We start from the raw sequence: 25,695 nt of genomic DNA, 5'->3' as shown, positions 1-25,695 counted from the left end.
CGCGCCGGATCTCGGGGCCGGATCTCAGGCCGGGCCGTCAGTAGGGGATGCCGGTCTCGCGGGACTTCCGTTCCGCGAGATCCTCCTCCTCGGGCCAGCCACTGCCGGACCTGTGGTGGCCGTCGGAGCCGAGGAACGGGATCTTCTCCTGAAGCGTCCCGCCCACCTTCTCCCTGGCCGCCCCGGCCAGCCTCGACGCCTGCGCGCCGACCACCCCCGCGGCCTCCTGGACCCTCGGGCTGTCGGCCACACGCTGGGCCGCCCGCTTGATCTGTTCGTACCGCTCGCGGCCCGCCCTGCTGCCGAGCACGTAACCGACAGCCAGACCGACCGCGAATGTCATCCGATAACGCATCTTGCACCTCCGCTGTCTCCCGGCCTACCCCAGTTGCGATGCGACACGCACTCCAAGAGTGCGCTAATCTATTCCTGCGCACGACGGAAGGGCCCAACAAGCCCGACCAGCAGGGCGAACGTTCGATCCCGCGTAGCTCAACGGCAGAGCAGCCGGCTGTTAACCGGCAGGTTATAGGTTCGAGTCCTATCGCGGGAGCTGTAGTCAGACAGCAACTAAGGCCCTCTCACCGAGACAGGTGAGAGGGCCTTAGGCGTTCCATGGGACGTTCCGTCGCTGAGGGCTCCAGGGAGTCATCTCGCTGACACCCTCATCGGGAAGTTGTCCATCCGCAGCGGTTCCAGTGACGTCCTCCTCACTCCGCGAGAGGCCGTTGACCACGTCTGAAGCACCCCTCAGCCCGGAGCGGGGCCGCACTCCGCCGGCGGGCCTGACGCGTGCCAGGGCGCGGCAGATCGTCGGGCGTCTCACGCTCTGGGTGGCGTTCGGGGTGATCTTGGGCTGCCGGCCGCCGCGGCGGTGGGGGAACTGGTGCCGCCTGCGTCGGATGGGCGGCGGGCCGATGACCGATGTTCTCGGCCTCGCGGTCGTCCTGGCCGGATCGGGCGCCCTGGCGCGTTCGCCTCCGCGCTGCTGGCCTGGCAGGGCATGTCCTGAAAGGAGAGGGATTCACGCGTTGTAGTGGGTGAGTTACCGATTTTGGCGTTACGCGGGACAACGGGCGTTCGCGGCGGCAAGATGGGGGAGCCGGCCGGGTGTGGCCGGCAGCCGCGGGAAGTCGTGACGGGGGCGTGGAGAGGGCGCCGCCGGCAGGACGTGCCGCCGACCCGGAATCGGCGGGGCGCTCCGCTGAGCGAAATGTTGGTTGCCGCGTGCGTACCTGGATCAGGTCACTGCGTCCCTTCGATGTGCATGCCGTGCACGCGCTGTTCGAGCGCACCACGGACCTCCGCGAGGCGGAGCGGTTCATCAGGCTCTTCCACGCCGAGAACCCCTCCGCCGGCGGCCTGGCCGCCCGGCTGCGCGACGTCGCCAGAGACGTCGCCCGCCACGGCACCTACGTCCACACCTTCGAGGAGCTGGAGTTCGGCGCCCGGGTCGCCTGGCGCAACAGCGGCCGGTGCATCGGACGCCTGTACTGGCGTTCGCTGAAGGTGCGCGACCGGCGGGAGGTGACGACGGCCGAGGGCGTGGCGGTGGAGTGCGTGGCGCACCTGCGCGAAGCGACGGGGGAGGGGCGCATCAGGCCCACCGTCACCGTCTTCGCCCCGGACACCCCGGCCATGCCGGGCCCCCGGGTGCTCAACGACCAGCTCGTCCGCTACGCCGGGCACCGGCTGAACGGCGGCGGCGTCCTCGGCGACCCGCGCAACGCCGAGCTCACCGACCTGGCCAAGGAACTGGGCTGGCGCGGCGGGCCGGGCCGGTTCGACGTGCTGCCGCTGGTCGTGCGGGCCGGGCTCGGCGACCCGCTGGTGTGCAACCTGCCGGGCGACGCCGTGCTGGAGGTGCCGCTGCTGCATCCCGAGTACGCGTGGTTCGCGGAGCTGGAGCTGCGCTGGCACGCCGTGCCGGTCATCTCGGACATGTGCCTGGAGATCGGAGGCGTCTGCTACCCGTGCGCGCCGTTCAACGGCTGGTACATGGGCACCGAGATCGGGGCGCGCAACCTGGCCGACTCCGACCGGTACGACCTGCTCCCCGAGGTGGCCAAGCACCTCGGCCTGGACACCTCCACCGAGCGCTCGCTCTGGCGCGACCACGCGCTGGTCGAGCTCAACGTGGCGGTGCTGCACTCGTTCGAACGGGCGGGGGTGACGATCACCGACCACCACACCGAGTCCCGGCGCTTCCTGACCCACCTGGAACGCGAGGAGCGCGCCGGACGGCGCTGCCCGGCCGACTGGTCGTGGATCGTGCCGCCGCTGTCGGGCGGCGCGACCCCGGTCTTCCACCGCTACTACGACACCTGCGAGCTGACCCCCGCGTACGTGCACCGCCACCCCGCCCGCTGACGCGCTTGCCAGCCCCGCCCAGAACATGGTTCGGTTAGCGCATGGCGGAACTCGTGCTCTCATCGTCGGACCGGGGCGTGCTCACGCTGACCTTCAACCGTCCCGACACGCTCAACGCCTGGACGGACGCCATGGGCCGGCGCTACTTCGACCTGCTGGCCGAGGCCGAGAAGGACCCCGGCGTCCGGGCGATCGTGGTGACCGGCGCGGGCAAGGGCTTCTGCGCCGGCGCCGACTTCAGGACGCTCGCCGCCATCCAGACCGGCTCCTACGACGAGACCCCCGACCCCCGTCCCAACACCTTCCCCACGACCATCGGCAAGCCGATCATCGCCGCGGTCAACGGCGCCTGCGCCGGGCTCGGCATGGTGCACGCGCTCGTCTGCGACCTGGTCTTCACGGCCGAGGAGGCCAAGTGGACGACCGCCTTCCCGCGCCGCGGCCTGGTCGCCGAGTACGGCCTGTCCTGGGTGCTGCCCCGGGTCATGGGCCAGCAGCGGGCCATGGACGTCCTGCTGTCGGGCCGGGTGTTCAGCGGGCGGGAGGCGTACGAGCTGGGGCTGGCCAACCGCGCGGTGCCGGGGGAGTCGTTGCTGGCGCAGGCCCAGGAGTACGCCAGGGAACTGGCCGTGCACAGCTCGCCGGCGTCCATGGCGGTGATCAAGCGGCAGGTGTGGCAGGACTGGGACGTCACCCTGGAGGAGTCGGCCAGGAAGGCCGTCCACGAGATGCTGGCCTCCTTCGGGCGGCCCGACTTCGCCGAGGGCGTCGCCAGCTTCCTGGAGTGCCGCCCGCCGGACTTCCCGGCGCTGTGAAACCGCAGGCCGGAGGGGGTACGAGCGGCGCGCGCCGAGGTTAGACGGCGATCCCCGCCGGGTAGGGCTGGGCGTGTCCGAAGGGTCCGCGGCCAGGCCGGGGCGTGGGGGACGTCCAGCGGGGGCACGTTCGGGGGGCGCGGTGCAGGCTTTCGTCATGAAGGAGATCGGCCGGGTCGGCTTCATGGACAAACCGGTGCCGCGGCCGGGTCCGCGCGACGCCGTCGTCCGCACCACCACCGCCCTCATCTGCACCTCCGACTCCCACACCGTCCAGGGCGGCATCGGGCCGCGCACCGATCTCACGCTCGGGCACGAGGGCGTCGGCGTGGTGCACGAGGTGGGCGAGGAGGTGCGCGACTTCCGGCCGGGCGACCGCGTCCTGGTAGGGGCCATCACCCCCGACTGGGGTGATCTCGCCTGCCAGAACGGCCATCCGTCGCAGTCGGGCGGCCCGCTCGGCGGGTTCAAGTTCGCCAACTCCAAGGACGGCGTCTTCGCCGAGTACTTCCACGTCAACGAGGCCGACGCCAACATGGCGAAGATCCCCGCCGGGGTGCCGGACGAGACGGCCGTCTACTGCGCGGACATGCTCTCGACCGGGTTCATGGGCGCCGAGAACGGCGACATCCCCATCGGCGGGGCGGTCGCCGTGCTGGCCCAGGGCCCGGTGGGCCTCATGGCCACCGCGGGCGCCCGGCTGCGCGGCGCGGGCCTGGTCATCGGGGTCGAGTCGGTGCCCCGCCGCAAGCAGCTGGCCCGCGACTTCGGCGCCGACGAGGTCGTCGACTTCAGCGCCGAGGACGTCGTCGAGGGCGTGCTCCGCCTGACCGGCGGACAGGGTGTGGACACCGCCATCGAGGCGCTCGGCGCGGACGCCACCTTCCAGACCGCGATCAAAATCACCAAGCCGGGCGGGACGGTCTCCAACACCGGCTACTACGGCCAGGGCGAGTTCGTCCGCATCCCGCGCGTCGAGTGGGGCGTCGGCATGGCCGAGAAGAAGATCACGACCGGCCTGTGCCCGGGCGGGCGGCTGCGCATGGAACGCCTGCTGCGCGTCCTGGAGGGCGGCCGGGTCGATCCCACGCCGCTGACCACCCACACGTTCCCCTTCGCGGAGATGGAACGCGCCTTCGAGGTCTCGGACAAGAAGCTCGACGACGTGGTGAAGGTGATGATCACCTTCACGTGAGGACCTCGGAGGAGAACGGCGGCCATGCTCGATCTCGATCCACCCTTCCGCCCGGTGCGCCACCGGGAGGGCTACCCGGCGCTGGAGGACCTCGGGCTCATCGGCGACGGCACGACGGCGGCGCTGGTCGCCCTCGACGGTTCGATCCCGTGGTTGTGCCTGCCGCGCTTCGACAGCGACCCGCTGCTGTGCGGCCTGCTCGACCGTGAGCGCGGCGGGTGCTTCACGCTGACGGCCGACGACCTGCGCGAGGCCAGGCAGTACTACGAGCCGGACACCGCCGTGCTGGTCACCGAGCTGCGCGGCCCGTCCGGCGTGGTCCGGATCACCGACGCGCTGGCCCTGCGCGCCGGCGCCGACCTCAGCGACGACGCCGGCGGCGGACGGGGCGAGCTGGTCAGGTCCGCGGTCGTCCTGGCGGGGGACGTGCGCCTGCGGGCCGAGCTGGCGCCGCGCGGCGGCGGGCAGGCCCGGATGCTCGGCAGCGGCCTGGAGGTGCGCGCGTCCCGCCGGCCCGACCTGCGGCTGCACCTGCGCTCCAACCGGCCGCTGACCGGGCTGCGCACCGTGCACGACCTCCAGGAGGGCGAGCGCCTGGACCTGGTGCTGTCGTGGGGGCGCATCCACCGTCACCACCGGTTCGACCCCGAGGCGATGGTGCGGCAGACCACCGACGCCTGGCGGCGCTGGATGGGCGCGTGCACCTACCAGGGGCCGCAGGAGGCGCTGGTCCGGCGTTCGGTGATCACGCTGAAGCTGTGCGACGACTGGGTGAACGGCTCGCTGGTCGCGGCGCCGACGTCCTCGTTGCCGGCGCCCGTCGGCGGGGTGCGCAACTGGGACTACCGCTACACCTGGATCCGCGACGCCGCCTACGCCGTCTTCGCGCTGCGCCGCGTCGGCTTCGCGGAGGAGGCCGACGGTTTCCTCGGCTGGGTCCTCGACGCCTTCGAACAGAGCGGCCAGCCGCGGATCATGTACACGCTGCGCGGCGACCCCGTACCCGAGGAGGTCGTCGACGCCGACCTGGAGGGCTACCGGCGCTCGGCGCCGGTGCGGTGGGGCAACGGCGCGGCCGACCAGCGCCAGCACGACGTCTACGGCGAGGTGCTGGACTGCGCCGACCAGTGGCTGCTGCCCGGCCGCGACCTGCAGCCCGCGCTGTGGTCGGGGCTGTCGGCGCTGGCCGAGGCCGCCGCGCACAGCTGGCGGCAGCCCGACCAGGGCATCTGGGAGGTACGCAGCCAGGGCCGGGTGTTCACCTACTCGGCGGGAATGTGCCAGGTGGCGCTCGACCGGGCCGCGGCCATCGGCGAACGGCTGGGCCTGGCCGGTCCGATCGCCAGGTGGCGTGCCACCGCCGAGGAGCTGCGCCGGCTGATCCTGGAGCAGGCGTGGGACGAGGACGCGCAGTGCCTGAGCGAGCACCTCGACGGCGGCGGCGGCCTGGACGCCAGCCTGCTCGCGCTGCCGCTGCGCAAGGTCGTGCCGGCCGACGACCCGCGGATGGCGGCGACCACCGCCGCCGTCGCCGAACGCCTGTCCGCCGGTGACGGCCTGCTCTACCGCTACCTGCACGACCGGTCGCCGGACGGCCTGCCCGGCGACGAGGGCGCCTTCCTGCTGTGCAGCTTCTGGCTGGTGGACAACCTCATCCTGCAAGGCCACCGGGCCCGCGCCGAGGAGCTGTACGCCTCCCTGTGCGCCCGCGCCGGCCCGCTCGGCCTGCTCCCGGAGCAGATCGACCCGGCCACGGGCGCGTTCGCGGGCAACTACCCGCAGGCGTTCAGCCACATCGGGGTGATCGCCAGCGGGGTCAACCTGGCACGGGCGGGAGCGGCCCGCACGCCCTGACCGGCTCAGGCAAGGCGGTGGGCGCCCTCGGCGGCGGTGGCGGCCAGGAAGCGCGGGGCCTGGAAGCCGCGCTCGGCGTAGGCGGCCGAGACCGACTCGCGCACGCCGTCCAGGCGGTCGTCCGGGACCAGGGCGATGGCCGAGCCGCCGAAGCCGCCGCCCGTCATCCTGGCGCCGCGGGCCCCGCCGCGGAAGGCGGCCTCCACAGCCACGTCGAGCTCCGGCGAGGAGACCTCGTACTGGTCGCGCAGCGACAGGTGGGAGGCGTTGAGCAGGGCGCCGATCTCGGTCACCTTGCCCGCGCGCAGCAGGCCGACCAGGGCCTCGACGCGGTGGTTCTCGGTGACGACGTGCATGACGCGCTTGCGCTCGTCGCCCTGGAGCCGGTCGAGGGCCGCGGCCAGGTCGGTGACGTCGCGCAGGGACGCCACGCCCAGCTTGCGGGCGGCGGACTCGCACTCGGCGCGGCGCTTGGCGTACTCGCCGCCGGCGTGCTCGTGGTGGACCTGGGTGTCGATGATGAGGATGCTCAGGCCCTCGGCGGCCAGGTCGAGGGGGATCTTCCTGGAGCCGAGCGAGCGGCAGTCGAGGAACAGCGCGTGGCCCTCCTCGCACAGCGCCGAGGCGGCCTGGTCCATGATCCCGCAGGGCATGCCGACGAAGTCGTTCTCGGCCCGCTGGCTGAGCAGCGCGATCTCCATCGGCGTCAGGCCGAGCCCGTGGACGTCGTTCAGCGCGGAGGCGACGGCCACCTCCAGCGCGGCGCTGGAGCTGAGCCCCGCGCCCTGGGGCACGTCGCCGTCGATCGCGATGTCCGCGCCGGCGACCCGGTCGCCGAGCATGGCCAGGACGCCCACGGCGTAGCGGGCCCAGCCGGTCGCCTCCTCCCTGGCCGAAAGCTCGATCGGGCCGCCGGAGGACTGGAGGGACAGCAGCCGGACGGTCTGGTCGGCGCGCGGGGTGACGGCGGCGCTCACCCCCCACGGCACCGCGAAGGGCAGGACGAAACCGTCGTTGTAGTCGGTGTGCTCGCCGATCAGGTTGACCCGGCCGGGCGCGCGCCAGACCGTCCGGGGATCGGCACCGAAGGCGGCACGAAAAGCTTCAGCAACGCGCATAATCCAACACTCCTCAACAAAGGCCCGACCGTAGACTAGCGCCATGGAGGAGCTCCTGGATCCAGCGCTCGGCCAGGTCCGGGTGTTCCTGATGCACGACGACAACAAGCGGCGCAAGCTCAAGTACAACCTGGGCCATCGGCGGCTGCTCACCTTCGGCGGGGCGTACTCCCATCACATCAGGGCCGTGGCGCAGGCGGGAAGGCTGCACGGCATCGAGACGATCGGGGTGATCAGGGGCGAGGAGCACCTGCCGCTCAACCCCACGCTCGCCTTCGCCGCCTCCTGCGGGATGACCCTCACCTACCTCGACCGCGCCACCTACCGGCTCAAGCACACGCCCGAGGTGCAGGCCCGGCTGCGGGAGCGGTGGGGCGACGTCACGATCCTGCCCGAGGGCGGCAGCAACGCCGCGGCCGTGCGCGGCTGCGCCGAGCTGCCGCCCGAGATCGACATCGACTACGACGTCGTCTGCTGCCCGGTCGGCACCGGCGGCACGCTGGCCGGCATCTCGGCCGGGCTGCCCGAGGGCAGGCGGGCGCTGGGCTTCGCGGTGCTCAAGGGGGCCGGCTTCCTGGCCGGCGAGGTGGCCCGGCTCCAGCGCGAGGCCTACGGCCGCACCTGGACGAACTGGTCGCTCGACCTCGACCACCACTTCGGCGGCTACGCCCGTACGACCCCCGCCCTCGACCGGTTCGCCGCCGAGCACCGGGTCGAGGGCGTCTACGTGGCCAAGATGCTCTACGGCGTCCTCGACCTGGCCCGGCGGGGGGCGTTCGCGCCGGGCACCCGCGTCGTGGCCGTGCTGACCGGTCAGCCCTCGACGTCCGTGGCCGCGTGCGGGGCGCCGACCGGCTTCGACTCGGGCGAGCCGCGCTGACGCAGGTAGACCGACAGCACCACCATCGACAACACGGCCAGCAGCTCAGACTGCCAGTTCTGCAGGCTGCGGTTCCAGAACTCGGCGGAGGTCACGTACTGGCCCCACGAGACGGGGTCGCGCAGGTCGCCGAGCCGTCCGGAGTTGTAGGCCGCCTGGCCCGCCACCGACTGGGCCAGCCACGACAGCACGAAGATGGCCCCCATCACCAGCCCGAGCGAATTGCTGAACAGCCACAGCCGGGCGCCGCGGGCCTTGGCCCAGGCGGGGGAGTAGCTGGTGGCGTGCGCGCCGACCTGCTGCTCCTCGTCCGACTCGGCCCCGGCGTCCTCCACCTTCTTGGACTCGGGGGAGCCCTTCTGGACGAGCCAGACGGTCAGCATGATGTACAGGAAGAACTGCAGGTACTCCGACTGCCAGTTCTCGGCCACGTCCACGGCGAAGTCGGAGGAGGTCACGTACTCGGCGAACGACACCGGGTCGGCGCCCTGGACCAGCTGCACGTCGTTGAACTGCAGCATGCCCGCCACCGCCTGCCCGCCGAGCGCCAGCAGGAACATGACCAGGAAGGCCAGCGAGAGGGAGTTCTCCTTCAACCACTTCACAACCGCGCCCACCCTATGGCCAGGAACCAGGCCAGCCCCGCCGCGATGACGAGCAGGGTCAGCGTGAACATCACCCGCATCAGTCCTCCACCTCGCATTCGTAGGGCAGGTCGTGCACGGGCCGGCAGCCCGCGGCCTTGACCCGCCAGCCGTCGTCGAAGCGGTGCAGGAACAGGGTGTCGCCGGCCAGCCGCACCTGGGCCTCCTTGCCCCACACGTTCACCTCGGTGACCGCGCCGCCGGGCCCCAGCTTGAGGTCGCCCAGCGCCTGGGCGCAGGTCTGGCCGCGGTCGGGCAGTTTCTCGGCGGTGGTCCGGGCCAGCAGCCCGCACGCGGCGTCCTCCTGGTGAGCCTCCAGGGCCGCGTGGAAACGCTCGGCCGCGCGGGCGGGGGACGTCGTGTCCACGGCGCAGCCGACGGCCGCCAGGAGGAGCGCCGTCACGACGAACGGAAATCTCATGAGCCTCCCGCTACCCACTGGGGCAGCGGGCATGCTGGCCGGCGAGCTACCCGAGCTGGTCGAGCACCGGGGCGACCAGCGCGTTGAGCTCGCGGACCAGCACGAGCACGGCCCGGTGGGCGCGCTGCTCGACCTCGTCGTGCGGCCCCTCGGGCTCCGGCGGGAGGTCGCCGAGCGGCACGGGCGCCTCGACGAGCAGCGTGGCGCGCAGGAACGGGATGCGGGCGAGGTCCTGCTGGCTCGGCTCGACGTACTGGCCGAAGGTCTCCTGCCAGCCCAGCCAGCCGCGGTCGCGCCACCAGGCGCGCGACCTGGTCAGCTCGGCGGGCGGCGGCGAGACGATCCGGACGCGCGCGAACAGGGTGCCGTCCCAGGTGTTGCGGTGGCAGGTGGCCTCCAGGACGCGGCGGTCCCAGCGCACGTAGCCGGGGGTGAGGGCGGGCGGGGTGGCCAGCCGCCAGGCCGCGCAGGCGAACCTGACCGGCGCGATGTCGCCCCACTCGAACTCGTCGAGGTTCTTGCGCACGTGCACGGCGTAGCGCCCGTCACGGTCCCTGTCGAACTCCTGGTCGATCCAGAACGCCTTGCCCATGCCCCCTACGCTACGGCCCGGCGGCACCTTCCCGGCGGCGTACGGGAGATCCGGCCTTGCCATCAATTAGATGACCGCTTAAGCTCATCCGGTCAAACAATTGGAGGATGACGTATGGCCAGAGCGGGCAGGCCGCCGCAGGACCCCGCGCGGCAGGCCGAGCGCGCCCACCGGATCCTCGACGCCGCCGCCGAGCTGATCCTGCGCTGGGGCTACGACAAGACCACCGTCGACGACGTCGCCAGGCGCGCCGGGGTCGCCAAGGGCACGATCTACCTGCACTGGAAGACGCGTGAGGAGCTGTTCGCCGCGCTGCTGCGGCGCGAGCGGGTGCTCATGATGGACCGGGTGCGCGACAGTGCGCCCGCCACCCTCGGCGAGCTGTTCGGGAGCCTGGCCTCGGCGCTGCTGCACCGGCCGCTGCTGCACGCGGTGCTGCTCGACGACTCCGAGGTGCTCGGCAAGCTCACCCGGCTCAAGCGGCAGGGCCCGGCGGCCGGCGGCCTCGAACTCGGCGGCCCCTTCGACGCCTACCTGCGCGAGCTGGTCCGGCTGGGCGCCGTGCGCGCGGAGCCGGCCGAGCACGTCACGGTGATCGGCTCGATCTTCTACGGCTTCATGTTCCTGCCCGGCGCGCGCCCGGAGTCCGAGCGGCTGCCCGACGACCGCGTCGCCGAGCTGCTGGCCGAGACCGTCGAACGCGCGGTGGGCACCGGACGCGCGCTGCCGCCCGACGACGCCGCCGCCGTCGCGCGGGCCACGCTCGACCTCATCGACGCCCTCGCCGACGTCGCCCGGCGCAAACTGGCGACATCCATGAGCCCGGCCAAGGAGCGCGTGCAATGAAAGCAGTCATTCCCCTCGACGACGAAGCCGCCGCCGACCTCGGCACCGCGGGCGGCAAGGGCGCCTCGCTGGCCCGGCTGGTCAGGGCGGGGCTGCCGGTGCCCGGCGGGTTCGTCGTCACGACCCTGGCGTACCGGTCGTTCGTGACGGCGTTCGGCGCCGAGATCGCCTCCAGCGGCGACCCCGGCGCGCTGTTCGCCGCGCACGAGATCCCGGCCGGCCTGGCCGAGGAGATCCGGGCCGCGCACGCCGCGCTCGGCGACGACGTCGCGGTGGCCGTGCGCTCCTCGGCCACCGCCGAGGACCTGCCCGAGCTGTCGTTCGCCGGGCAGCAGGACACCTTTCTCAACGTCAGGGCCGACGGCCTGCTGGAGGCGGTCCGCCGCTGCTGGGCCTCGCTGTGGAACCCGCGCGCCGTCGCCTACCGCGAGCGCAACGGCGTCCCGCACGACGACGTGGCCCTGGCGGTGGTCGTCCAGGAGCTGGTGGACGCCGACGCGGCCGGGATCATGTTCACCGCCGACCCGGTCACCGGCGCGCGCGACGAGATCGTGGTCAACGCGTCCTGGGGGCTCGGCGAGGCCGTCGTCGGCGGGCAGGTCACGCCGGACACGATCACCCTGTCCGGCGGCCGGGTCACCGGCTCGCGGGTCGCCGACAAGACCGTCATGACCGTGCGCACCGCGAGCGGCACCCGCGAGGAGCCCGTGCCCGAGGAGCTGCGGCGCGCTCCCGTCCTCGACCCGGCGCAGGCGGTGGAGCTGGCCGCGCTCGGCGAACGCGTCCAGGCCCTGTACGGCATGCCCATGGACGTCGAGTGGGCCAGGCGCGACGGCACGTTCGCGATCCTCCAGGCCCGCCCGATCACCGGCCTGAAGCCGCAGGCCGAGGAGTGGAACGACAGCCTCAAGGGCGACTACCTGTGGACCGCGGGCAACCTGGGCGAGGCCATCCCCGACGTGATGACGCCGGCGACCTGGTCGTTCGTCCGGATCTTCATCCACGAGGCCATGTCGGCCTCGGCGCTGCCCGGGTTCGACCTGGTGGGCAACATCGGCGGCCGCTTCTACATGAACCTCAGCGTCGTCCACTCCATCGCCGCGGCCCTGGGCATGCGGAGCAGGCTGGGCGCGGTCGAGCAGGTCTTCGGCAGGCTGCCGGCCGGCCTGGAGGTGCCGCTGGTGCGGCTGTCGCGCTGGGAGATCGTCCGGCGCGTCCTGCCGATGGCCGTCACCCTCCAGCGGCGGGTGCGCCGGAACATCAAGGAGCTGCCGGCCTTCCTCGCCACCTCCCGGCAGCGCTGCGAGGAGCTGCGCGAACGCGTCGCCGCCACGTCCTCCGGCCCCGAGCTGGCGGACCTGTGGACGTCCGCCATCGAGCCCCACCTGGTCACCTCCAGCCGCATGCTGGAGGCCGCCGGCCGCCAGGGCGGCGCCACGCTGGTCTGGACCCGCGACCGGTTGCGCAGGCTGATGGGCGAGGCGGACGCCGAGGCCATGCTCACCGGCGTCAACGCCGACGGCGAGCTGGCCAGCCTCGGGCCGGTCCTGGGCCTGGGCCGGCTGGCCAGGGGCGAGATCAGCAGGGAGGAGTTCGCGCTGGCCTACGGGCACCGCGGCCCGCACGAGTTCGAGGTCTCAAGGCCCCGGCCCGGCGAGGACCCGGCCTGGATCGACGCCCAGCTCGCCGGCCTGCGCGACCTGCGGGCCGGCACCGAGGCGCTGCTGGCCCGGCAGGAGAAGGCCAGGCAGGAGGCGTGGGCCCGGTTCGCCGCCCGCCACCCCGGCAAGGAGGCCCGGATGCGCGCCCGGGTACGGCGGTGGAACGCGGTCGTCCGCGACCGGGAGAGCGCCCGCTCGGAGAACATCCGGGCCTTCTGGGTGCTGAGGGCATTCGTCGTGCGTGCCGGGGAGCTGACCGGGCACGGCGACGACCTGTTCCACCTCTACCTGGAGGAGATCCTCGACGTGCTGCGCGGCGACGCCTCGGCCCTGGCCCGGGTCCCGGTCCGGCGGGCGACCCACGACCGGTACGCCGCGCTGCCGCCGTACCCGACGGTGATCGTCGGCCGGTTCGACCCCGTCCGGTGGGCCGCCGACCCGGGTCGTCGGGCCGACGTCTACGACGCCCGCGGCTTCGACGTCCCGGTCAGCGACACCGTGACCGGGTTCCCCGGCGCGCCGGGCGTGGTCGAGGGTGTGGCCAGGGTCATCGCCGGCCCGGAGGACGGCGACCGGCTGGCGCCCGGCGAGATCCTGGTGACGACCCTGACGAACGTCGGCTGGACCCCCATGTTCCCGCGCGCGGCCGCCGTCGTCACCGACATGGGCGCGCCGCTGTCGCACGCCTCGATCGTGGCCCGCGAGCTGGGCATCCCGGCCGTGGTCGGCACCGGCAACGCCACCATGCGGCTGCGCGACGGCGACCGCGTCCGCGTGGACGGCGAGCGCGGCACGGTCGAGTTGCTCCAGTGAAAAGACTGCGCCAAGTCGGCCGTCCCCCGGCGGCCGGTGTGTTCACTGGATGACCATGATCGAACAGTGGATCCTCGAAGACGAGCGTGAGCTCGAAGCGCGCTGCGCCCGCTTCCGCCTCGCCCTGCTGGGCCTCGACCGCGACGCCGCCCAGCCCGACCTCCAGGAGGCCCGGCAACCGGATGACACCACCTGAACAGCACGACCCGCCCGGCCCCCGGACGACTCCGCCCGAACGGCACGACCCGCCTGGCCCCCGGAGCGGGCCGCTCGGGTGGGAGGACCTGCCCGGTGTTCTTGTCCGGGAGGTCGAGCGGCGGCTCGGGCGGGCGGCGGCCGGCTTCGCGGCGCGGCACGGCGGCTTCACCGGCGGCGTGCGCGGCGTGCTCACGCTCGCCGGCGGCGGCCGGGTGTTCGTCAAGGCCGTGCCCGCCGGTTCGCCGCACGCGGCCGACTACCGGGCGGAGGCCGTGGTGGGCGCGGCCCTGCCGCCGGGCGTGCCCGCCCCCCGGTTCCTGTTCTCCTGCGAGGCGGCGGGGTGGGTCCTGCTCTGCTCGGAGGTCGCGCCCGGCCGCGTCCCGCACGAGCCCTGGCACGACGACGAACTGGCCGCCGCGCTCGCCCTGCTCACCGCGTGCGCCCGCGAGCTGACCCCGTCCCCGCTGGAGGGCCTGCCCACGCTGGCCGGGCGCATGTCGGGACGCTGCGAGCTGTGGAACACCCTCGACCCCGCCCGCGCCGGAGCCTGGGAACGCGCCCGCCTGCCCCGTCTTGCCGCGGTCGAACGCCGCTGGACCGCCCTGGTCACCGGCGGCACGCTGCTGCACTTCGACCCGCGGTTCGACAACATCCTCATCGCCCGCGACGGGACCGCCCGCCTGGTGGACTGGGGACGCGCCTGCACCGGCCCGGCCTGGGCCGACCTGGTCTGCCTGCTGCTGCAGTCGGACCTCGGGCCGCGCGACCCCGAGCGCCTGCTCACCGCGCACCCGCTCGGCCGCCGGGCGCCCGCCGACCAGGTGGACGCCCTCCTGGTCGCCCTCCTCGGCTACTGGACGCGCTCGGCCACCGAGCCCGCGCCGCCGGCGCTGCGCGACCGTCGCGAACGCTCCCGCCGCACCACCCTCGCCTGGCTGCGCACCCGCTGGCCCTGACGCGCCCCCGAACCGGCGCCTGACAGGGGCCCTGGACCGGCCCCTGAGCGCCTCTGGACGGGTCAGCCGCCGACGTGGATGCCGGGCCGCCGCTGCGGCTCGGGCTCGACCTTGCGGATGATCTCGCGGACGACCGGCGCGGTGTCGCCGCGGCCCAGGATGAGGTAACGCAGCAGGTGGACCATCGGCGAGCCCTCGGCCCACTCGAAGTAGCAGTGGGGACGCACCCCGGTGCCGTCGCGCAGCGCCAGCAGCACGGCCGCGATCGCGTTGGGCGCCGCCGGGCTCTCCGCGCGCAGCACGCGATGGCCGTCGACCTCGACGCCGCGCACCCGCAGCACGTCGCTGAAGCTGGACGGGTCGATGACGTCGATCTCCAGGAACAGCACGTCGGCCCGGCCCGGCACCGGGTTCATGGACCGCTGCTCGCTCTCCTTGGCCAGGTACTCGGCCGCGTCGCCGGGACCGCGCCGGTTGGCGATGATGTTGAGCGCGCCGTCGTGGTTCAGCGAGTCGGTGACGAACCGGCGGGCCGCCGCGTCGAACTCGATCCGGTCGGCCCGCAGCTCGGTCGTGCGCGACACCCGCGAGATCAGCGAGATCGCGACGATGCCGAGGATGAAGAACGCCGAGATGGTGATGCCGTCGGGCTTCTCCCTGATGTTCTCCACCAGCGCGTAGACCAGCACCAGAGTGAGGACGGCGAAGCCCACGACGGCCGGGGTCTGGCGGTGGCGGACGGCCGAGATGGTCACCGCCACCGCGCCGGAGACCATCATCGCCAGGATGCCGGTGGCGTACGCGCCGGCCTGGGCGTCGACGTCGGCGTTGAAGGCCAGGGTGAGCAGGACGCAGATGGCCGTGTAGACCAGCACGACGGGCCGGACGGCCTTGCCCCACTCGGGCGCCATGCCGTACGAGGGCAGGTAGCGCGGCACGATGTTGATCAGGCCCGCCATGGCCGAGGCGCCGGCGAACCAGAGGATGAGGATGGTGCTGACGTCGTAGACCGTGCCGAAGCCCTCGCCGAGCCGTTCGTGCGCCAGGTACGCCAGCGCCCGGCCGTTGGCCTGCCCGCCCGGCGCGAACTGCTCGGCCGGGATGAGCACGGTCGTGACGAAGCTGGTGGCGATCAGGTAGACGCTCATGATGAGCGCGGCCACGGTCAGCAGCTTGCGGGTGTTGCCGATGCGCGAACGCAGCCGCTGCTCGGGGTCGTCGCCCTGGGCGGCCACGAGCGGCATCATGCTGACGCCCGTCTCGAACCCGGACAGGCCCAGCACCAGCAGCGGGAAGGCCAGCACGGCCGGGCCGACCAGCCCGGTGAAGCCGCCGCGCCCGTTGAGCAGCGCGTCCGTCCAGCGCGACAGGGTCTCCGGCTCGGCCGCCACGTCGGCGAACCCGACGGCCACGACGACCGCGTTGAGCAGCAGGAACAGCGCCACCAGCGGGATCGCGACGCCGACCGCCTCGGTGAAGCCCATGAGGAACACCCCGCCGAGCACCACCAGCAGCACCACGGTGATGATCACCGCGTGCCCGTGCAGGAAGCTCGGGAAGTACGGGTTCTCCAGGATGTGCACCGAGGCGTCGGCGGCCGACAGCGTGATCGTGATGATCCACGACGTGGCCACGAAGCCCAGCAGGACCAGCACGAACAGCTTGCCCCGCCAGAACGGCAGCAGGCGTTCGAGCATGGCGACCGACCCCTGCCCGTGCGGGCTCTCCTTGGCCACCCGCCGGTACATCGGCAACATGCCCAGCAGCGTCAGCGCCACGATGAGCAGCGTGGCCAGCGGCGACAGCGCGCCGGCCGCGAGCGCGGCGATGCCGGGCAGGTAGGCCAGGGTGGAGAAGTAGTCGACGCCGGTCAGGCACATGACCTTCCACCAGGGCTGCGGCTCGCCGTGGCCCTCGGCCGACTCCGGGCCGACGGGCTGGACCTGGTGCCGCAGCAACCATCGCGCCGGCCGGCTCGAAGGCGGCCCGGTACGGCCCGCGCTCTCGACCGACTCGGGTATGGCAAGCTCACCGGTACCACTCACCGGAACTTCCTCTCGGGGACGCCGCCAACGAACGTCCCCACCTTAGGGGGTCCGATCCCGGCGGCCCCGCCGCGGTCCTCCCTCAGAAGCCGTCCCTGCGGGAGTCGGCCGGAAGGGCGGTGGCGGCCGGGCCGTCCGGCGCGGGACCGGCCGCGCGCTCGGCCGGGTCCGGCGCGGGCACCGGCTGCACCAGCACCAGCGTCAGGTCGTCGCGCAGGTCGCCGGCGTGCTCGTCCAGCAGGTCGAGCAGGTTGGGCAGCGCGTGGTCGAGGCCGGGCGCGGCCAGGGCATGCCGGACGTGCTGGTCGAGCGGGAACTCCACGCCGTCGGCGTCCCTGGCCTCGCTCAGGCCGTCGGTGTAGAGCAGCAGCCGCTGGGACAGGCCGAGCCCGGCGCGCCGCATCCGCGGCTCGGGGCCCAGGCCGAGCGGCGGCGAGGGCTCGGGCGGCTCCAGCGCCTCCAGGCGGTGGCCGATGCGCAGGGGAGCCGGATGGCCGCAGTTGACCAGCCGCACCTCGCCGGGCACGAACTCGGCCAGCAGGACGGTCACGAAGTCCTCCTCGCCCAGGTGCGGGACGAGGTCGGCGTCGAGCGCTGTGACGAGCGTCACCAGGTCGGGCGCGTCGGGCGCGTGCCGCCGGAAGGAGGCCAGCACGACGGCGCTCAGGCGGACGGCCTCCATGCCCTTGCCCTTGACGTCGCCGACGATCAGCCGCACCCCGGAGGGCGCGACCAGCGCGTCGTGCAGGTCGCCGCCGATCAGCGCCTGGTCGGTGGCAGAACGGGTGTGGACGGCCAGGCTCATGCCGCCGAGCCGGGGCGGCAGCGGCCGGACGATCGCCTGCTGGGCCAGCTCGGCGATCTCCCGCACCCGGGACAACTCGCGCTCCTGCTCGCACTGGAACCGGTAGGCCACGGACGCAAGCCCCATCGCAGGGGCGAGGACGAGCAGCCCCGTCAGCGGGTCGAAACCGGCGCGCCCGAAGGTGACATAGAGCGCGACAACCCCTTCGACCAGCAGGAACAGCAGGAACCAGCCTCGCTGTGAACGCATGGTGTGTCTCCGGTTATCGGCTTCTTCTTTCCGGACGCGGCGAACAGGGTGAGTAGCTACTTTCTCACTTTTAGTCACGCAGTGCATCAGGTTCCGGCAAGCTGCTGTCACAACTTCATCCGATAGGTGGCGATCACGATGGCAGGTAAGTGGCAGGCGGGCAACCTTCCAGCGGAACTCACGAGCCTGATCGGCCGCGGCGCGGAGCTGGAGCAGGTGCGCAGGGCGTGCCGGCGTTCGCGGCTGGTGACCCTGACCGGGGTGGGCGGCGTCGGCAAGACCCGCCTGGCCCTGCGCGCCGCCGCCGACCTGCGGCCCGACTTCGCCGGCGGTTGCTGGCTGGTGGAGCTGTCGCCGCTGGACGACGGGACCCTGCTGCCGCACGCCATCGCCGAGGCGCTCCGGCTCACCGACCAGACCACCAGGCCCATGTCCGAGGTGCTGGCCGAGCACCTGTTCGGGCGCGAGCTGCTGCTCGTGCTCGACACCTGCGAGCACCTGGTCGGGGCGTGCGCGGCGGTCGTCGAGGGGCTGCTCGCGGCGGTGCCCGGGCTGCACGTCCTGGCCACCAGCCGCCGTCCGCTGGAGGTGGACCCCGAGCTGGTGATCGTGGTCGACCCGCTGCCGGTGCCGGCCGCGGGCGCCACCGCGCCGCTCGGCCACGACGCCGTGACCCTGCTCGTCGAGCGCGCCGCGGCGACGATGCCGACCTTCGAGATCACCGACACCAACCGCGACGACGTCGTCCGGCTGTGCCGCAGGCTCGAAGGCATCCCGCTGGCGATCGAGCTGGCCGCGGCCCGGCTGCGCGACCTGCCCCTGGGCCATCTGGCCGACCGGCTGGAGGACCGCTTCGCCACCCTGGAGGACGACCTCGCGCTCACCCAGGAGGCCGACCCGCCCTGGCACCAGGCGCTGCGCACCGCCGTCGGGTGGAGCCACGAGCTGTGCGAGCCCGCCGAGCGGCTGCTGTGGGCGCGGGTGTCGGTGTTCGCCGGCGACTTCGACGCCGAGGCGGCGCGCCGGGTGTGCGCCGACGAGCGGCTGCCCGAGGCCGACATCGGGCTGCTGCTCGACGCCCTGGCCGACGAGTCGATCCTGACCTGGCTGCCGACCGGCTCGGGCGAGCGCTACCGCATGCTGGACACGCTGCGCGAGTACGGCGCGGGCTGGCTGCGCGGCCTCGGCGAGGAGGAGGAGCTGCGCCGCCGGCACCGGGCCCACTACCAGGACCTGGCCGTGCGCGGCGCGGCCGGCTGGCTCGGCGCCGCCCAGCCCGCCTGGTACGACCGGATGGTCGGCGAGCACGACAACCTGCGCGCCGCGCTGGAGACCGCGCTCGGCGAGCGGGACGGCGCGGCCGCCCTCGACCTGGCCGGCACGCTGGCCTTCTTCTGGTACGGCTGCGGCTACGCCAAGGAGGGCCGCCACTACCTGGGCCAGGCCCTGGCGCTCGACCCGGCCCCCGGCCCCGTCCGCGCCCGCGCCCTGTGGGCCGACGGCCTGCTCGCCGCCACCCAGGGGGACGCCGCCGCGGTCGAGGCGCGGGCCGATGAGTGCGAGGCCGCCGCGGCCGACGACGACGCCTTCGCCGCGCTGTGCGTCAAGGCGCTGCGCTCGTCGGCCGGTGTGATCCGCGGCGACCTGGAGCAGGCCATGGCGGAGTCGGAGCCGGCGTACGCGATGCGCTGGAGCGGCGACGAGCTGACGATCGCCGGGCTGCTGGCGCTGATGTGCCGGGCGGTCGCGCACACCGTCGCCGGCCGGATCGAAGAGGCGATCTCCGTGCTGGAGGACCTGCGCGCCCTGTGCGACCAGCAGGGCGAGCAGGCCATGCGCTCCCACGGCGACCTGCTGCGCGGCCAGGCCGAGCTGGCCCGCGGGCGGGTGGCGGCGGCCGTCGCCTACGGGCAGGCGGCGTTGCGCACCAAGCGGAGGCTGCACGACGACTTCGGCATCGGGCTGACCGTCGACCTGCTGGCGCTCGGCGCGGGGGCCGCGGGCCGGCCCGAGCGGGCGGCCCGGCTGCTGGGGCTGGCGCAGCGGATCTGGAGCAGCCACGGTCAGGCGCAGGCCAGCGTCCCGGCCTGGGTGGCGGCCCGGCAGGAGTGCGAGCGGCAGGCGCGCGAGGCCCTGGGCGACGACGCGTACGGGGCGGCGTTCCGCGCCGGGTACGACGGCGAGGTCGACGCCGGGATCGCGTACGCGCTGGAACCCGAGGGGGAGGGGCTGCCGAACGTGTGAGACCGCCGATCCTGGGGCTCCGACGTGGCGGAGGAGGCAGATGTTGCCTGCCTGGCGGTGACAACCTCACCCCTTGGATCCATCGGCGTTACCACGGAGAGTAGGGAGACATCCGTACATGGGAGGCTGCATTGGACACCGCGCCACTTCCGTTCCCGGTTCCCGGCGAGCGGACGTCCGACACGATCCGCCGCCTGCGGGACGAGCACGGACCGGTCCTGCCCGTCCTGCTGCCGGGGGAGGTGAACGGCTGGCTGGTGACCTCCTACGAGGCGACGGACGAGGTGCTGGCCAACGACGAGGCGCTCTACAGCAAGGACGCCAGGAACTTCACCGGCCTTCATGACGGCACCGTCCCCGCCGACTGGCCGCTGCGCCAGGTCATCGAGGGCGACCACCTGCTGACCAAGGACGGCGCCGACCACCGGCGGCTGCGCAGCCTCATCAACCGCGCCTTCACCCCGGCCCGGGTGGCCGCCCTCGCGCCGCGCGTCCAGGAGATGACCGACGAGCTGCTCGACCGCATGGCCGAGCGGGACGGCGAGGTCGATCTCGTGCATGCCTTCACCGAGCCGCTGCCGGTCGCCGTGATCTGCGAGCTGTTCGGCGTCCCGCAGGAGGAGCGGGCGCAGATCCGCGAGTGGACGGGGGTGATGTTGTCGCACGCCGCCGCCCCCGACGAGGTGAACGCGGCGGCCGGGTCGCTGCTCGGCTACCTGGCGGCCTTCATCGCGCGCCGCCGCCGCGATCCGGCCGACGACCTGACCACCGGCCTGATCCGCGCCAACGAGGACGACGGCGGCCGCCTGTCCGACAACGAGCTGCTGTGGATCCTGTGGGTCGTGCTCGTCGCCGGCCACGAGACGACCGTGCACCTGATCGCCAAGGCGGTCGTGGCCCTGTGCGCCGACCCCGCCCAGCTCGACCGCGCCCGTACGGAGGACGCGTGGGAGCAGGTGGTGGAGGAGGCGCTGCGCAGCCGCAACTCGGTCGTCGGCCTGGTCTTCCGCTACGCGCTCAAGGACGTCACGGTCGCCGGCACCACCATCCCGGCGGGCCGGCCCATCATCGTCGGGCTCACCGGCGCGGGCACCGACCCGGCCCGCTACGGCCCGGACGCCGGCCGCTTCGACCTGGGCAAGGCCAAGGAGGGACATCTCGGCTTCGGCCGGGGCCCGCATTTCTGCCTGGGGGCGCCGCTGGCCCGGCTGGAGGCCAGGATCGCGCTGTCGTCGCTGTTCGGCAGGTTCCCGGGGCTGCGGCTGGCGGTCCGCCCCGAGGAGATCGCCTACACGGCGTCGATCATCACCGAGGGGCCGCTGGCGGTGCCCGTGCTGCTGCGCTGATTCTGCCTGTCGCACCAGCTTTCCGTGATTCGGAACAGGGCGGCCGGGTCGAGGATGACGTCCTCGACCCGGCCGCTCCGGGCTTACCGGGTGCGGCGACGCCGCCTCTTCCCCTGGCCTCTTGACATGATCTTCGCCGCAATGGTCTCCTAGCGCCAGTTCGGAATAGCATTCCTTATGGCGGAACACAAACAGGACAGGACATCAATGGAACGCGCGCATTCGACCGCCGGCCGGCCCTCGTGAGGGCTCTCGTCTTCACCGCCCCCGGCGTCGTGGAGCAGCGGGACGTGCCCGAGCCCGTGGCCGGGCCGGACGAGGTGCTGGTGCACGTGGTGGCCTCCGGCATCTGCGGCAGTGAGCTGCACGGCGTGCGGACCCCCGGGTTCCGGGTGCCGCCGCTGGTCATGGGGCACGAGTTCGCCGGGCGCACCGACGACGGGCGGCCGGTGACGGTCAACCCGATCCTGTCGTGCGGCGCGTGCGACGTGTGCCTGATCGGCCGGCCCAACGTGTGCAGGAAGCGGCAGATCATCGGCGTGCACCGGCCGGGCGCCTTCGCCGAGCGCGTCGCGGTGCCGGCCGGGGCCGTGGTGCCGCTGCCCGACGGGCTCGGCTGGACCGCGGCCGGCGTGGTGGAGCCGGCCGCGAACGCCGTGCACGCCTGGGGGCTGGCCGGGCGGCCGGCCGGCGCGCGCGTGGGCGTGCTCGGCGCCGGGGCCATCGGCCTGACCTGCCTGCTCACCGCCCTGTCCGGCGGCGCGGCCGGCGTGGACGTGGCCGACCGCTCGCCCGAGCGGCTGGCCGTCGCCGCGGCGCTCGGCGGCGTGGCGGCGGGCGCCGAGCTGACCGGCGAGTACGACGTGATCTTCGACGCGGTCGGCGCCGCCGCCACCCACGAGCAGTCCCTGTCCCGGCTGCGCCCCGGCGGCGTGGCCGTCTGGCTCGGCCTGGCCGACCACGTCGCCGGGTACGACGCCGCCGACCTGGTGCGCGGCGAGAAGCGCGTGCTGGGCTCGTTCGCCTACGACGCGGCCGACTTCGCCGCGGCCGTCGGCCTGGTCGGCCGCTGGGACCTGAGCTGGGTCCGGACCTTCCCCCTGGAAGAGGGCGCCGAGGTCTTCACCCGGCTGATGAACGGCCAGGCCACCCCCGTCAAAGCCCTGCTGACCCCGGAATCGAGGTAACCCATGGCCCGCATCGTCCTGGTGGGCGCCGGCAGCATCACGTTCGCCAAGAACCTCCTCTCGGACATCCTGACATTTCCGGAACTGTCGGAGTCCACGATCGTGCTCCACGACATCGACAGGGCCCGGCTCGACACCGCCACGGCGATGGCCCGCTGGATGGTCGCCGAGCTGGGCATCGCCGCCCGGATCGAGGCGTACGCCGACCGCCGGCCCGCCGTCGAGGGCGCCGACTACGTGATCAACGAGATCGCGGTGGGCGGCCTGGAGGCGGTCAGGCGCGACCTGGAGATCCCCGCCGCGTACGGCGTGCGCCAGACGATCGGCGACACCCTGGGCATCGGCGGCATCTTCCGCGCCCTGCGCACGATCCCCGTCATGGTCGGCATCGGCGACGACCTGGCCGAGCTCGCCCCCGACTCGGTGCTGTTCAGCTACACCAACCCGATGTCGATGATCCCCTGGTCGGTCTACGCCGGCACCCCGTTCAAGAACGTCGTGGGCGTCTGCCACGCCGCCCGCGACACGCAGAGCACGCTGGCCGCCATGGTCGGCGTCCCGGAGGAGGAGATCTCCTTCCTCACCGCGGGCGTCAACCACCAGGCGTTCGTGCTGCGCTTCGAGCGCGACGGCGAGAACCTCTACCGGCGGCTCGACGAGCTGATCGACCGGGACCCCGAGCTGCGGCGGCGGGTGCGCGTGGAGGTCTACCGCAACTTCGGCTACTTCCCGACCGAGTCCTCCGAGCACGGCTCGGAGTACCTGCCGTGGTTCCTGCCGCACGCCGAGGAGGTCGAGCGGTACCGCATCCCGATCAACGTCTACCTGGAGTGGCTGGCCGAGGGCTACGAGGAGTACGAGCAGTACAAGAGCTCGCTGGAGGCCGGCCGGGGCGTGCCGATCGAACGCGGCGACGAGTTGGCCTCGCTGGCCATCCACTCGATGGAGACCGGCACCCGCAGGCTGATCCACGGCAACGTGCGCAACGGCGGCCTGATCTCGAACCTGCCGCCGGAGGCCACGGTCGAGGTGCCCTGCCACGTCGACCGGTCCGGCGTGCGGCCGCTGCCCGTCGGCGAGCTGCCCGCCCAGGTCGCCGCACTCAACCGGGCCTTCCTCAGCGTCGGCGAGCTGACCGTCAAGGCGGCCCTGGAAGGGCGGCGCGACCACGTCTACCAGGCCGCGCTGCTCGACCCCAACACCGCCGCCACCCTGCCGGTCCGCAAGGTCCGCGAGCTGGTGGACGCCCTCATCGAGGCCCACGGCGACCTGCTGCCCGAAGGCATCAGGAAGTGACCCTGTCGTCCGACGCCGGCCTGCCGCTGTCCCGCTACCGCCCGGTGTCGCAGCTCCGGGTGGCCGTGCACGAGGTCGACCGGGCCCGGCTGCCCGTCGTGGACGCCCACATCCACCTCGGCCGCTGGCTGACCGAGGACGGCGGCTGGATGGTCGAGGACGTCCCCGCCCTGATCGGCATGATGGACGAGCTCAACCTGCGCGGCATGGTCAACCTCGACGGCCGCTGGGGCCTGGAGCTGGCCGAGAACCTCGAACGCTACGACGCCGCCCATCCGGGCCGGTTCGCCACGTTCTGCCACGTCGACTGGTCCGAGACCGCGGCGCCCGGCTTCGGCGAGCGGCTGGCCGCCCAGCTGCGCCGCTCGGTCGCCGAGGGCGCGGCCGGGCTGAAGGTGTGGAAGGACGTCGGGCTGCGGGTGCGCGACCACAGGGGCGAGCTGGTCATGCTCGACGACCCCCGCCTGGACCCGCTGTGGGCCGCCGTGGGGGAGGCGGGCGTGCCCATCGCCCTGCACACCGCCGACCCGGTCGCCTTCTTCCAGCCCGTGGACGAGCGCAACGAACGCCTCGAACTGCTGGCCGCCCGGCCCGACTGGAACTTCTCCGGGCCGGGGTTCCCGCCGTTCGAGCGGCTCATGGAGGCCATGGAGTCGATGGTGGCCCGGCATCCGGCCACGACCGTGATCGGGGTGCACGCCGGGTGCTGGCCGGAGAACCTGGGGTTCGCCGGCCGGATGCTGGACGCGTACCCGAACTTCCACATCGACATCGCGGCGCGCGTCGCCGAGCTGGGACGCCAGCCGCGCGCCACGCGGGCGCTCATGCTCCGCCACCCCGGCCGGGTGCTGTTCGGCACCGACGAGATCCCGCCGCACCCGGACGTCTACCGGATCCACTTCCGGTTCATGGAGACCGACGACGAGGCGTTCGCGCACTCCCTCGACGACCCGCCGCTGATGGGCCGGTGGACGATCTCCGGCCTCGACCTGCCCGACGACGTCCTGGAGCGGGTGTACGCGGGCAACGCGCTGCGGCTCGTGCCGCGGCTGGCCTGACCGCTCAGGGCGCGGCCACGCCGCCGTCCGGGGCGGGGCCGGACTCGGGGTCGAGGGCGAGGTCGAGGGCGGCCAGGCGGGCCGGGTCGGAGACGATGTCGATCTCCGTGATGCGCTCGCCGTCCGTCGTGACGCGCAGCACCAGGAACAGCCGGCCGCCGCGCAGCACGCCGATGCCCGGCCTGCCGTCGACGAGCAGGAGGTCGGCGAAGCGCGCGCCGCCGGAGTCGGTGAGCGTGCCCTGGGCCACCGGACGGGCGCCGCGCCGCTCGCCGCCCGACCCCGGCACGTCCGACCGGTGCAGCACGTCGGGGTCGAGGACCGCGAGCAGGGCGTCCAGGTCGCCGGCGCGGGCCGCGGCGAGGAAGGCGGCCACGAGCCTGCGCTGCCTGGCGTGGTCGGCGGCGGGCAGGACGGGCGTGCCGTGCACCCGCTGCCGCGCCCGGCTGGCCAGCTTCTTGGCCGTGGCGGGCGATCGCGCCACGATCTGCGCGATCTCCCCGAACGGCATCGCGAACAGGTCGTGCAGCACGAACGCGACCCGCTCGGCCGGGCTCAGCGTGTCGAGGACCACCAGCAGGGCGAGCCCGACCGAGTCGGCCAGCACCGCCGCGTCGGCCGGATCGCCGTCATGGACGCTCACCTGGTCGAACCGCTCGCCCTCGACGAGCTGCTCGTCCCTGCGTCCGCGGGCGCGCAGCATGTCGAGGCAGACCCGGCCGACGATCGTGGTCAGCCAGCCGGGCACGTTCGCGACCCCGTCCGTGCCGGCGCGGGCGGCCCGCAGCCAGGTCTCCTGGACGGCGTCGTCGGCCTCGTCGGCCGAGCCGAGCATGCGGTGCGCCACCGCCCGCAGATGGCTCCTGGTCAGGTCGAAGTGGCCGGCCAGGTCGGCTTGCGCGTTCATCGGTCACCTTTCGTCGCGCCGGGTCGTCATACAGGCGGCTGGGCGACGACGGGGGGCGACCATGGCGGCATCCTAAGCCCGTCAGGACATGGTGCGGGGCCCCGGCGCACGAGCGCGACGGGGCCCGCCGGCATGTCCCCGGGGCGATCTTTCCGGCGGTCGGTCACCTTTCCCGGGCTCGCGTCGTCAAGGAGG

The 25,695-nt window shown here is 73.4% G+C and carries 22 protein-coding genes and 1 tRNA gene; 15 read left to right on the top strand and 8 right to left on the bottom strand.

The genetic code is table 11. The annotated features are described in order from the left end of the window. Positions 1-37: 37 nt before the first annotated feature. Complete coding sequence (locus ACWEJ6_RS08165; protein ID WP_352318894.1) at positions 38-355, bottom strand: YtxH domain-containing protein; 318 nt, start codon at positions 353-355, stop codon at positions 38-40. A gap of 126 nt (positions 356-481) precedes the next feature. Here ACWEJ6_RS08165 and ACWEJ6_RS08160 point away from each other — a divergent pair. The 5 genes from ACWEJ6_RS08160 (at position 482) to ACWEJ6_RS08140 (ending at position 6,234) form a co-directional block, all read left to right on the top strand. Next, positions 482-553: transfer RNA gene (locus ACWEJ6_RS08160), tRNA-Asn, on the top strand. Positions 554-1,227: 674 nt separating this feature from the next. Further along, positions 1,228-2,370: a nitric oxide synthase oxygenase gene (locus tag ACWEJ6_RS08155; protein WP_452422328.1), complete on the top strand. Its 1,143-nt coding sequence runs from the start codon at positions 1,228-1,230 to the stop codon at positions 2,368-2,370. Positions 2,371-2,411: 41 nt separating this feature from the next. Further along, complete coding sequence (locus ACWEJ6_RS08150; RefSeq protein WP_452422326.1) at positions 2,412-3,185, top strand: enoyl-CoA hydratase-related protein; 774 nt, start codon at positions 2,412-2,414, stop codon at positions 3,183-3,185. A gap of 157 nt (positions 3,186-3,342) precedes the next feature. Next, positions 3,343-4,380: an NAD(P)-dependent alcohol dehydrogenase gene (locus ACWEJ6_RS08145; protein WP_452422324.1), complete on the top strand. Its 1,038-nt coding sequence runs from the start codon at positions 3,343-3,345 to the stop codon at positions 4,378-4,380. Positions 4,381-4,404: 24 nt separating this feature from the next. Then, a complete protein-coding gene (locus ACWEJ6_RS08140; protein WP_452422322.1) occupies positions 4,405-6,234 on the top strand; it encodes a glycoside hydrolase family 15 protein in 1,830 nt (609 codons plus the stop codon). A gap of 5 nt (positions 6,235-6,239) precedes the next feature. Here ACWEJ6_RS08140 and galK read toward each other — a convergent pair whose 3' ends face one another. Further along, positions 6,240-7,352: a galactokinase gene (gene galK / locus ACWEJ6_RS08135; RefSeq protein ID WP_452422320.1), complete on the bottom strand. Its 1,113-nt coding sequence runs from the start codon at positions 7,350-7,352 to the stop codon at positions 6,240-6,242. Positions 7,353-7,395: 43 nt separating this feature from the next. Between galK and ACWEJ6_RS08130 the strand changes: the two genes are divergently transcribed. Beyond that, positions 7,396-8,232, top strand: a complete 837-nt coding sequence (locus ACWEJ6_RS08130; protein WP_452422318.1) for a 1-aminocyclopropane-1-carboxylate deaminase/D-cysteine desulfhydrase — start codon at positions 7,396-7,398, stop codon at positions 8,230-8,232. Here ACWEJ6_RS08130 and ACWEJ6_RS08125 read toward each other — a convergent pair. The 3 genes from ACWEJ6_RS08125 to ACWEJ6_RS08115 all read right to left on the bottom strand — a co-directional run bounded on the left by ACWEJ6_RS08125 (position 8,166) and on the right by ACWEJ6_RS08115 (position 9,889). Next, on the bottom strand, positions 8,166-8,837 hold the full coding sequence (locus ACWEJ6_RS08125) for a DUF6766 family protein (protein ID WP_452422316.1): 672 nt from the start codon (positions 8,835-8,837) through the stop codon (positions 8,166-8,168). The genes ACWEJ6_RS08130 and ACWEJ6_RS08125 overlap by 67 nt on opposite strands. 79 nt (positions 8,838-8,916) lie before the next feature. Then, positions 8,917-9,297, bottom strand: a complete 381-nt coding sequence (locus ACWEJ6_RS08120; RefSeq protein WP_452422314.1) for a hypothetical protein — start codon at positions 9,295-9,297, stop codon at positions 8,917-8,919. Positions 9,298-9,343: 46 nt separating this feature from the next. Further along, a complete protein-coding gene (locus tag ACWEJ6_RS08115) occupies positions 9,344-9,889 on the bottom strand; it encodes a hypothetical protein (protein ID WP_357979448.1) in 546 nt (181 codons plus the stop codon). Positions 9,890-10,003: 114 nt separating this feature from the next. Between ACWEJ6_RS08115 and ACWEJ6_RS08110 the strand changes: the two genes are divergently transcribed. The 4 genes from ACWEJ6_RS08110 to ACWEJ6_RS08095 are packed head-to-tail and all read left to right on the top strand — an operon-like array spanning position 10,004 to position 14,363. Then, positions 10,004-10,735, top strand: a complete 732-nt coding sequence (locus ACWEJ6_RS08110; protein ID WP_452422312.1) for a TetR/AcrR family transcriptional regulator — start codon at positions 10,004-10,006, stop codon at positions 10,733-10,735. Next, positions 10,732-13,209: a PEP/pyruvate-binding domain-containing protein gene (locus tag ACWEJ6_RS08105; protein WP_452422310.1), complete on the top strand. Its 2,478-nt coding sequence runs from the start codon at positions 10,732-10,734 to the stop codon at positions 13,207-13,209. Before ACWEJ6_RS08110 ends, ACWEJ6_RS08105 begins: the two co-directional genes overlap by 4 nt. Positions 13,210-13,258: 49 nt before the next feature. Continuing rightward, entirely contained in the window at positions 13,259-13,405 is a 147-nt protein-coding gene (locus ACWEJ6_RS08100) for a hypothetical protein (protein ID WP_387672686.1), read from the top strand. Beyond that, positions 13,392-14,363, top strand: a complete 972-nt coding sequence (locus tag ACWEJ6_RS08095) for a phosphotransferase family protein (RefSeq protein ID WP_452422308.1) — start codon at positions 13,392-13,394, stop codon at positions 14,361-14,363. Before ACWEJ6_RS08100 ends, ACWEJ6_RS08095 begins: the two co-directional genes overlap by 14 nt. 62 nt (positions 14,364-14,425) lie before the next feature. Here ACWEJ6_RS08095 and ACWEJ6_RS08090 read toward each other — a convergent pair whose 3' ends face one another. Then, entirely contained in the window at positions 14,426-16,408 is a 1,983-nt protein-coding gene (locus ACWEJ6_RS08090) for an APC family permease (protein ID WP_387672691.1), read from the bottom strand. An 82-nt stretch (positions 16,409-16,490) separates the two neighbouring features. Then, positions 16,491-17,462, bottom strand: a complete 972-nt coding sequence (locus ACWEJ6_RS08085; RefSeq protein WP_452422306.1) for a PP2C family protein-serine/threonine phosphatase — start codon at positions 17,460-17,462, stop codon at positions 16,491-16,493. 138 nt (positions 17,463-17,600) lie between these two features. On the opposite strand from ACWEJ6_RS08085, the gene ACWEJ6_RS08080 reads away from it, so the two are divergent. From ACWEJ6_RS08080 to ACWEJ6_RS08060, 5 genes are all read left to right on the top strand, one after another. Beyond that, positions 17,601-19,706 carry an ATP-binding protein gene (locus ACWEJ6_RS08080; RefSeq protein ID WP_452422304.1) on the top strand — a complete coding sequence of 702 codons (2,106 nt, stop codon included), beginning with the start codon at positions 17,601-17,603 and terminating at the stop codon, positions 19,704-19,706. A 131-nt stretch (positions 19,707-19,837) separates the two neighbouring features. After that, on the top strand, positions 19,838-21,052 hold the full coding sequence (locus ACWEJ6_RS08075; RefSeq protein WP_452422302.1) for a cytochrome P450 family protein: 1,215 nt from the start codon (positions 19,838-19,840) through the stop codon (positions 21,050-21,052). A gap of 242 nt (positions 21,053-21,294) precedes the next feature. Next, entirely contained in the window at positions 21,295-22,239 is a 945-nt protein-coding gene (locus tag ACWEJ6_RS08070) for an alcohol dehydrogenase catalytic domain-containing protein (RefSeq protein ID WP_397160528.1), read from the top strand. A 3-nt stretch (positions 22,240-22,242) separates the two neighbouring features. After that, entirely contained in the window at positions 22,243-23,535 is a 1,293-nt protein-coding gene (gene melA / locus ACWEJ6_RS08065) for an alpha-galactosidase (RefSeq protein ID WP_452422299.1), read from the top strand. Then, entirely contained in the window at positions 23,532-24,593 is a 1,062-nt protein-coding gene (locus tag ACWEJ6_RS08060; RefSeq protein WP_452422297.1) for an amidohydrolase family protein, read from the top strand. Before melA ends, ACWEJ6_RS08060 begins: the two co-directional genes overlap by 4 nt. A gap of 4 nt (positions 24,594-24,597) precedes the next feature. On the opposite strand, the gene ACWEJ6_RS08055 is transcribed toward ACWEJ6_RS08060, so the two are convergent. Beyond that, a complete protein-coding gene (locus ACWEJ6_RS08055) occupies positions 24,598-25,500 on the bottom strand; it encodes a sigma-70 family RNA polymerase sigma factor (protein ID WP_452422295.1) in 903 nt (300 codons plus the stop codon). Positions 25,501-25,695 lie beyond the last annotated feature (195 nt).

This window comes from Nonomuraea sp. NPDC004702, assembly GCF_053601695.1.
The sequence above is the reverse complement of the archived record's forward strand: the minus strand, read 5'-3'. Positions and strand labels throughout refer to the sequence as shown.

What these genes read in the sequence shown, in the direction of transcription:
- ACWEJ6_RS08085 (WP_452422306.1), bottom strand. Translation starts at nt 17,462, where the DNA reads ATGCGTTCACAGCGAGGCTGGTTCCTGCTGTTCCTGCTGGTCGAAGGG.
- ACWEJ6_RS08145 (WP_452422324.1), top strand. Translation starts at nt 3,343, where the DNA reads ATGAAGGAGATCGGCCGGGTCGGCTTCATGGACAAACCGGTGCCGCGG.
- ACWEJ6_RS08130 (WP_452422318.1), top strand. Translation starts at nt 7,396, where the DNA reads ATGGAGGAGCTCCTGGATCCAGCGCTCGGCCAGGTCCGGGTGTTCCTG.
- ACWEJ6_RS08100 (WP_387672686.1), top strand. Translation starts at nt 13,259, where the DNA reads ATGACCATGATCGAACAGTGGATCCTCGAAGACGAGCGTGAGCTCGAA.
- melA (WP_452422299.1), top strand. Translation starts at nt 22,243, where the DNA reads ATGGCCCGCATCGTCCTGGTGGGCGCCGGCAGCATCACGTTCGCCAAG.
- ACWEJ6_RS08165 (WP_352318894.1), bottom strand. Translation starts at nt 355, where the DNA reads ATGCGTTATCGGATGACATTCGCGGTCGGTCTGGCTGTCGGTTACGTG.
- ACWEJ6_RS08095 (WP_452422308.1), top strand. Translation starts at nt 13,392, where the DNA reads ATGACACCACCTGAACAGCACGACCCGCCCGGCCCCCGGACGACTCCG.
- galK (WP_452422320.1), bottom strand. Translation starts at nt 7,352, where the DNA reads ATGCGCGTTGCTGAAGCTTTTCGTGCCGCCTTCGGTGCCGATCCCCGG.
- ACWEJ6_RS08150 (WP_452422326.1), top strand. Translation starts at nt 2,412, where the DNA reads ATGGCGGAACTCGTGCTCTCATCGTCGGACCGGGGCGTGCTCACGCTG.
- ACWEJ6_RS08115 (WP_357979448.1), bottom strand. Translation starts at nt 9,889, where the DNA reads ATGGGCAAGGCGTTCTGGATCGACCAGGAGTTCGACAGGGACCGTGAC.
- ACWEJ6_RS08120 (WP_452422314.1), bottom strand. Translation starts at nt 9,297, where the DNA reads ATGAGATTTCCGTTCGTCGTGACGGCGCTCCTCCTGGCGGCCGTCGGC.
- ACWEJ6_RS08140 (WP_452422322.1), top strand. Translation starts at nt 4,405, where the DNA reads ATGCTCGATCTCGATCCACCCTTCCGCCCGGTGCGCCACCGGGAGGGC.
- ACWEJ6_RS08080 (WP_452422304.1), top strand. Translation starts at nt 17,601, where the DNA reads ATGGCAGGTAAGTGGCAGGCGGGCAACCTTCCAGCGGAACTCACGAGC.
- ACWEJ6_RS08105 (WP_452422310.1), top strand. Translation starts at nt 10,732, where the DNA reads ATGAAAGCAGTCATTCCCCTCGACGACGAAGCCGCCGCCGACCTCGGC.
- ACWEJ6_RS08110 (WP_452422312.1), top strand. Translation starts at nt 10,004, where the DNA reads ATGGCCAGAGCGGGCAGGCCGCCGCAGGACCCCGCGCGGCAGGCCGAG.
- ACWEJ6_RS08055 (WP_452422295.1), bottom strand. Translation starts at nt 25,500, where the DNA reads ATGAACGCGCAAGCCGACCTGGCCGGCCACTTCGACCTGACCAGGAGC.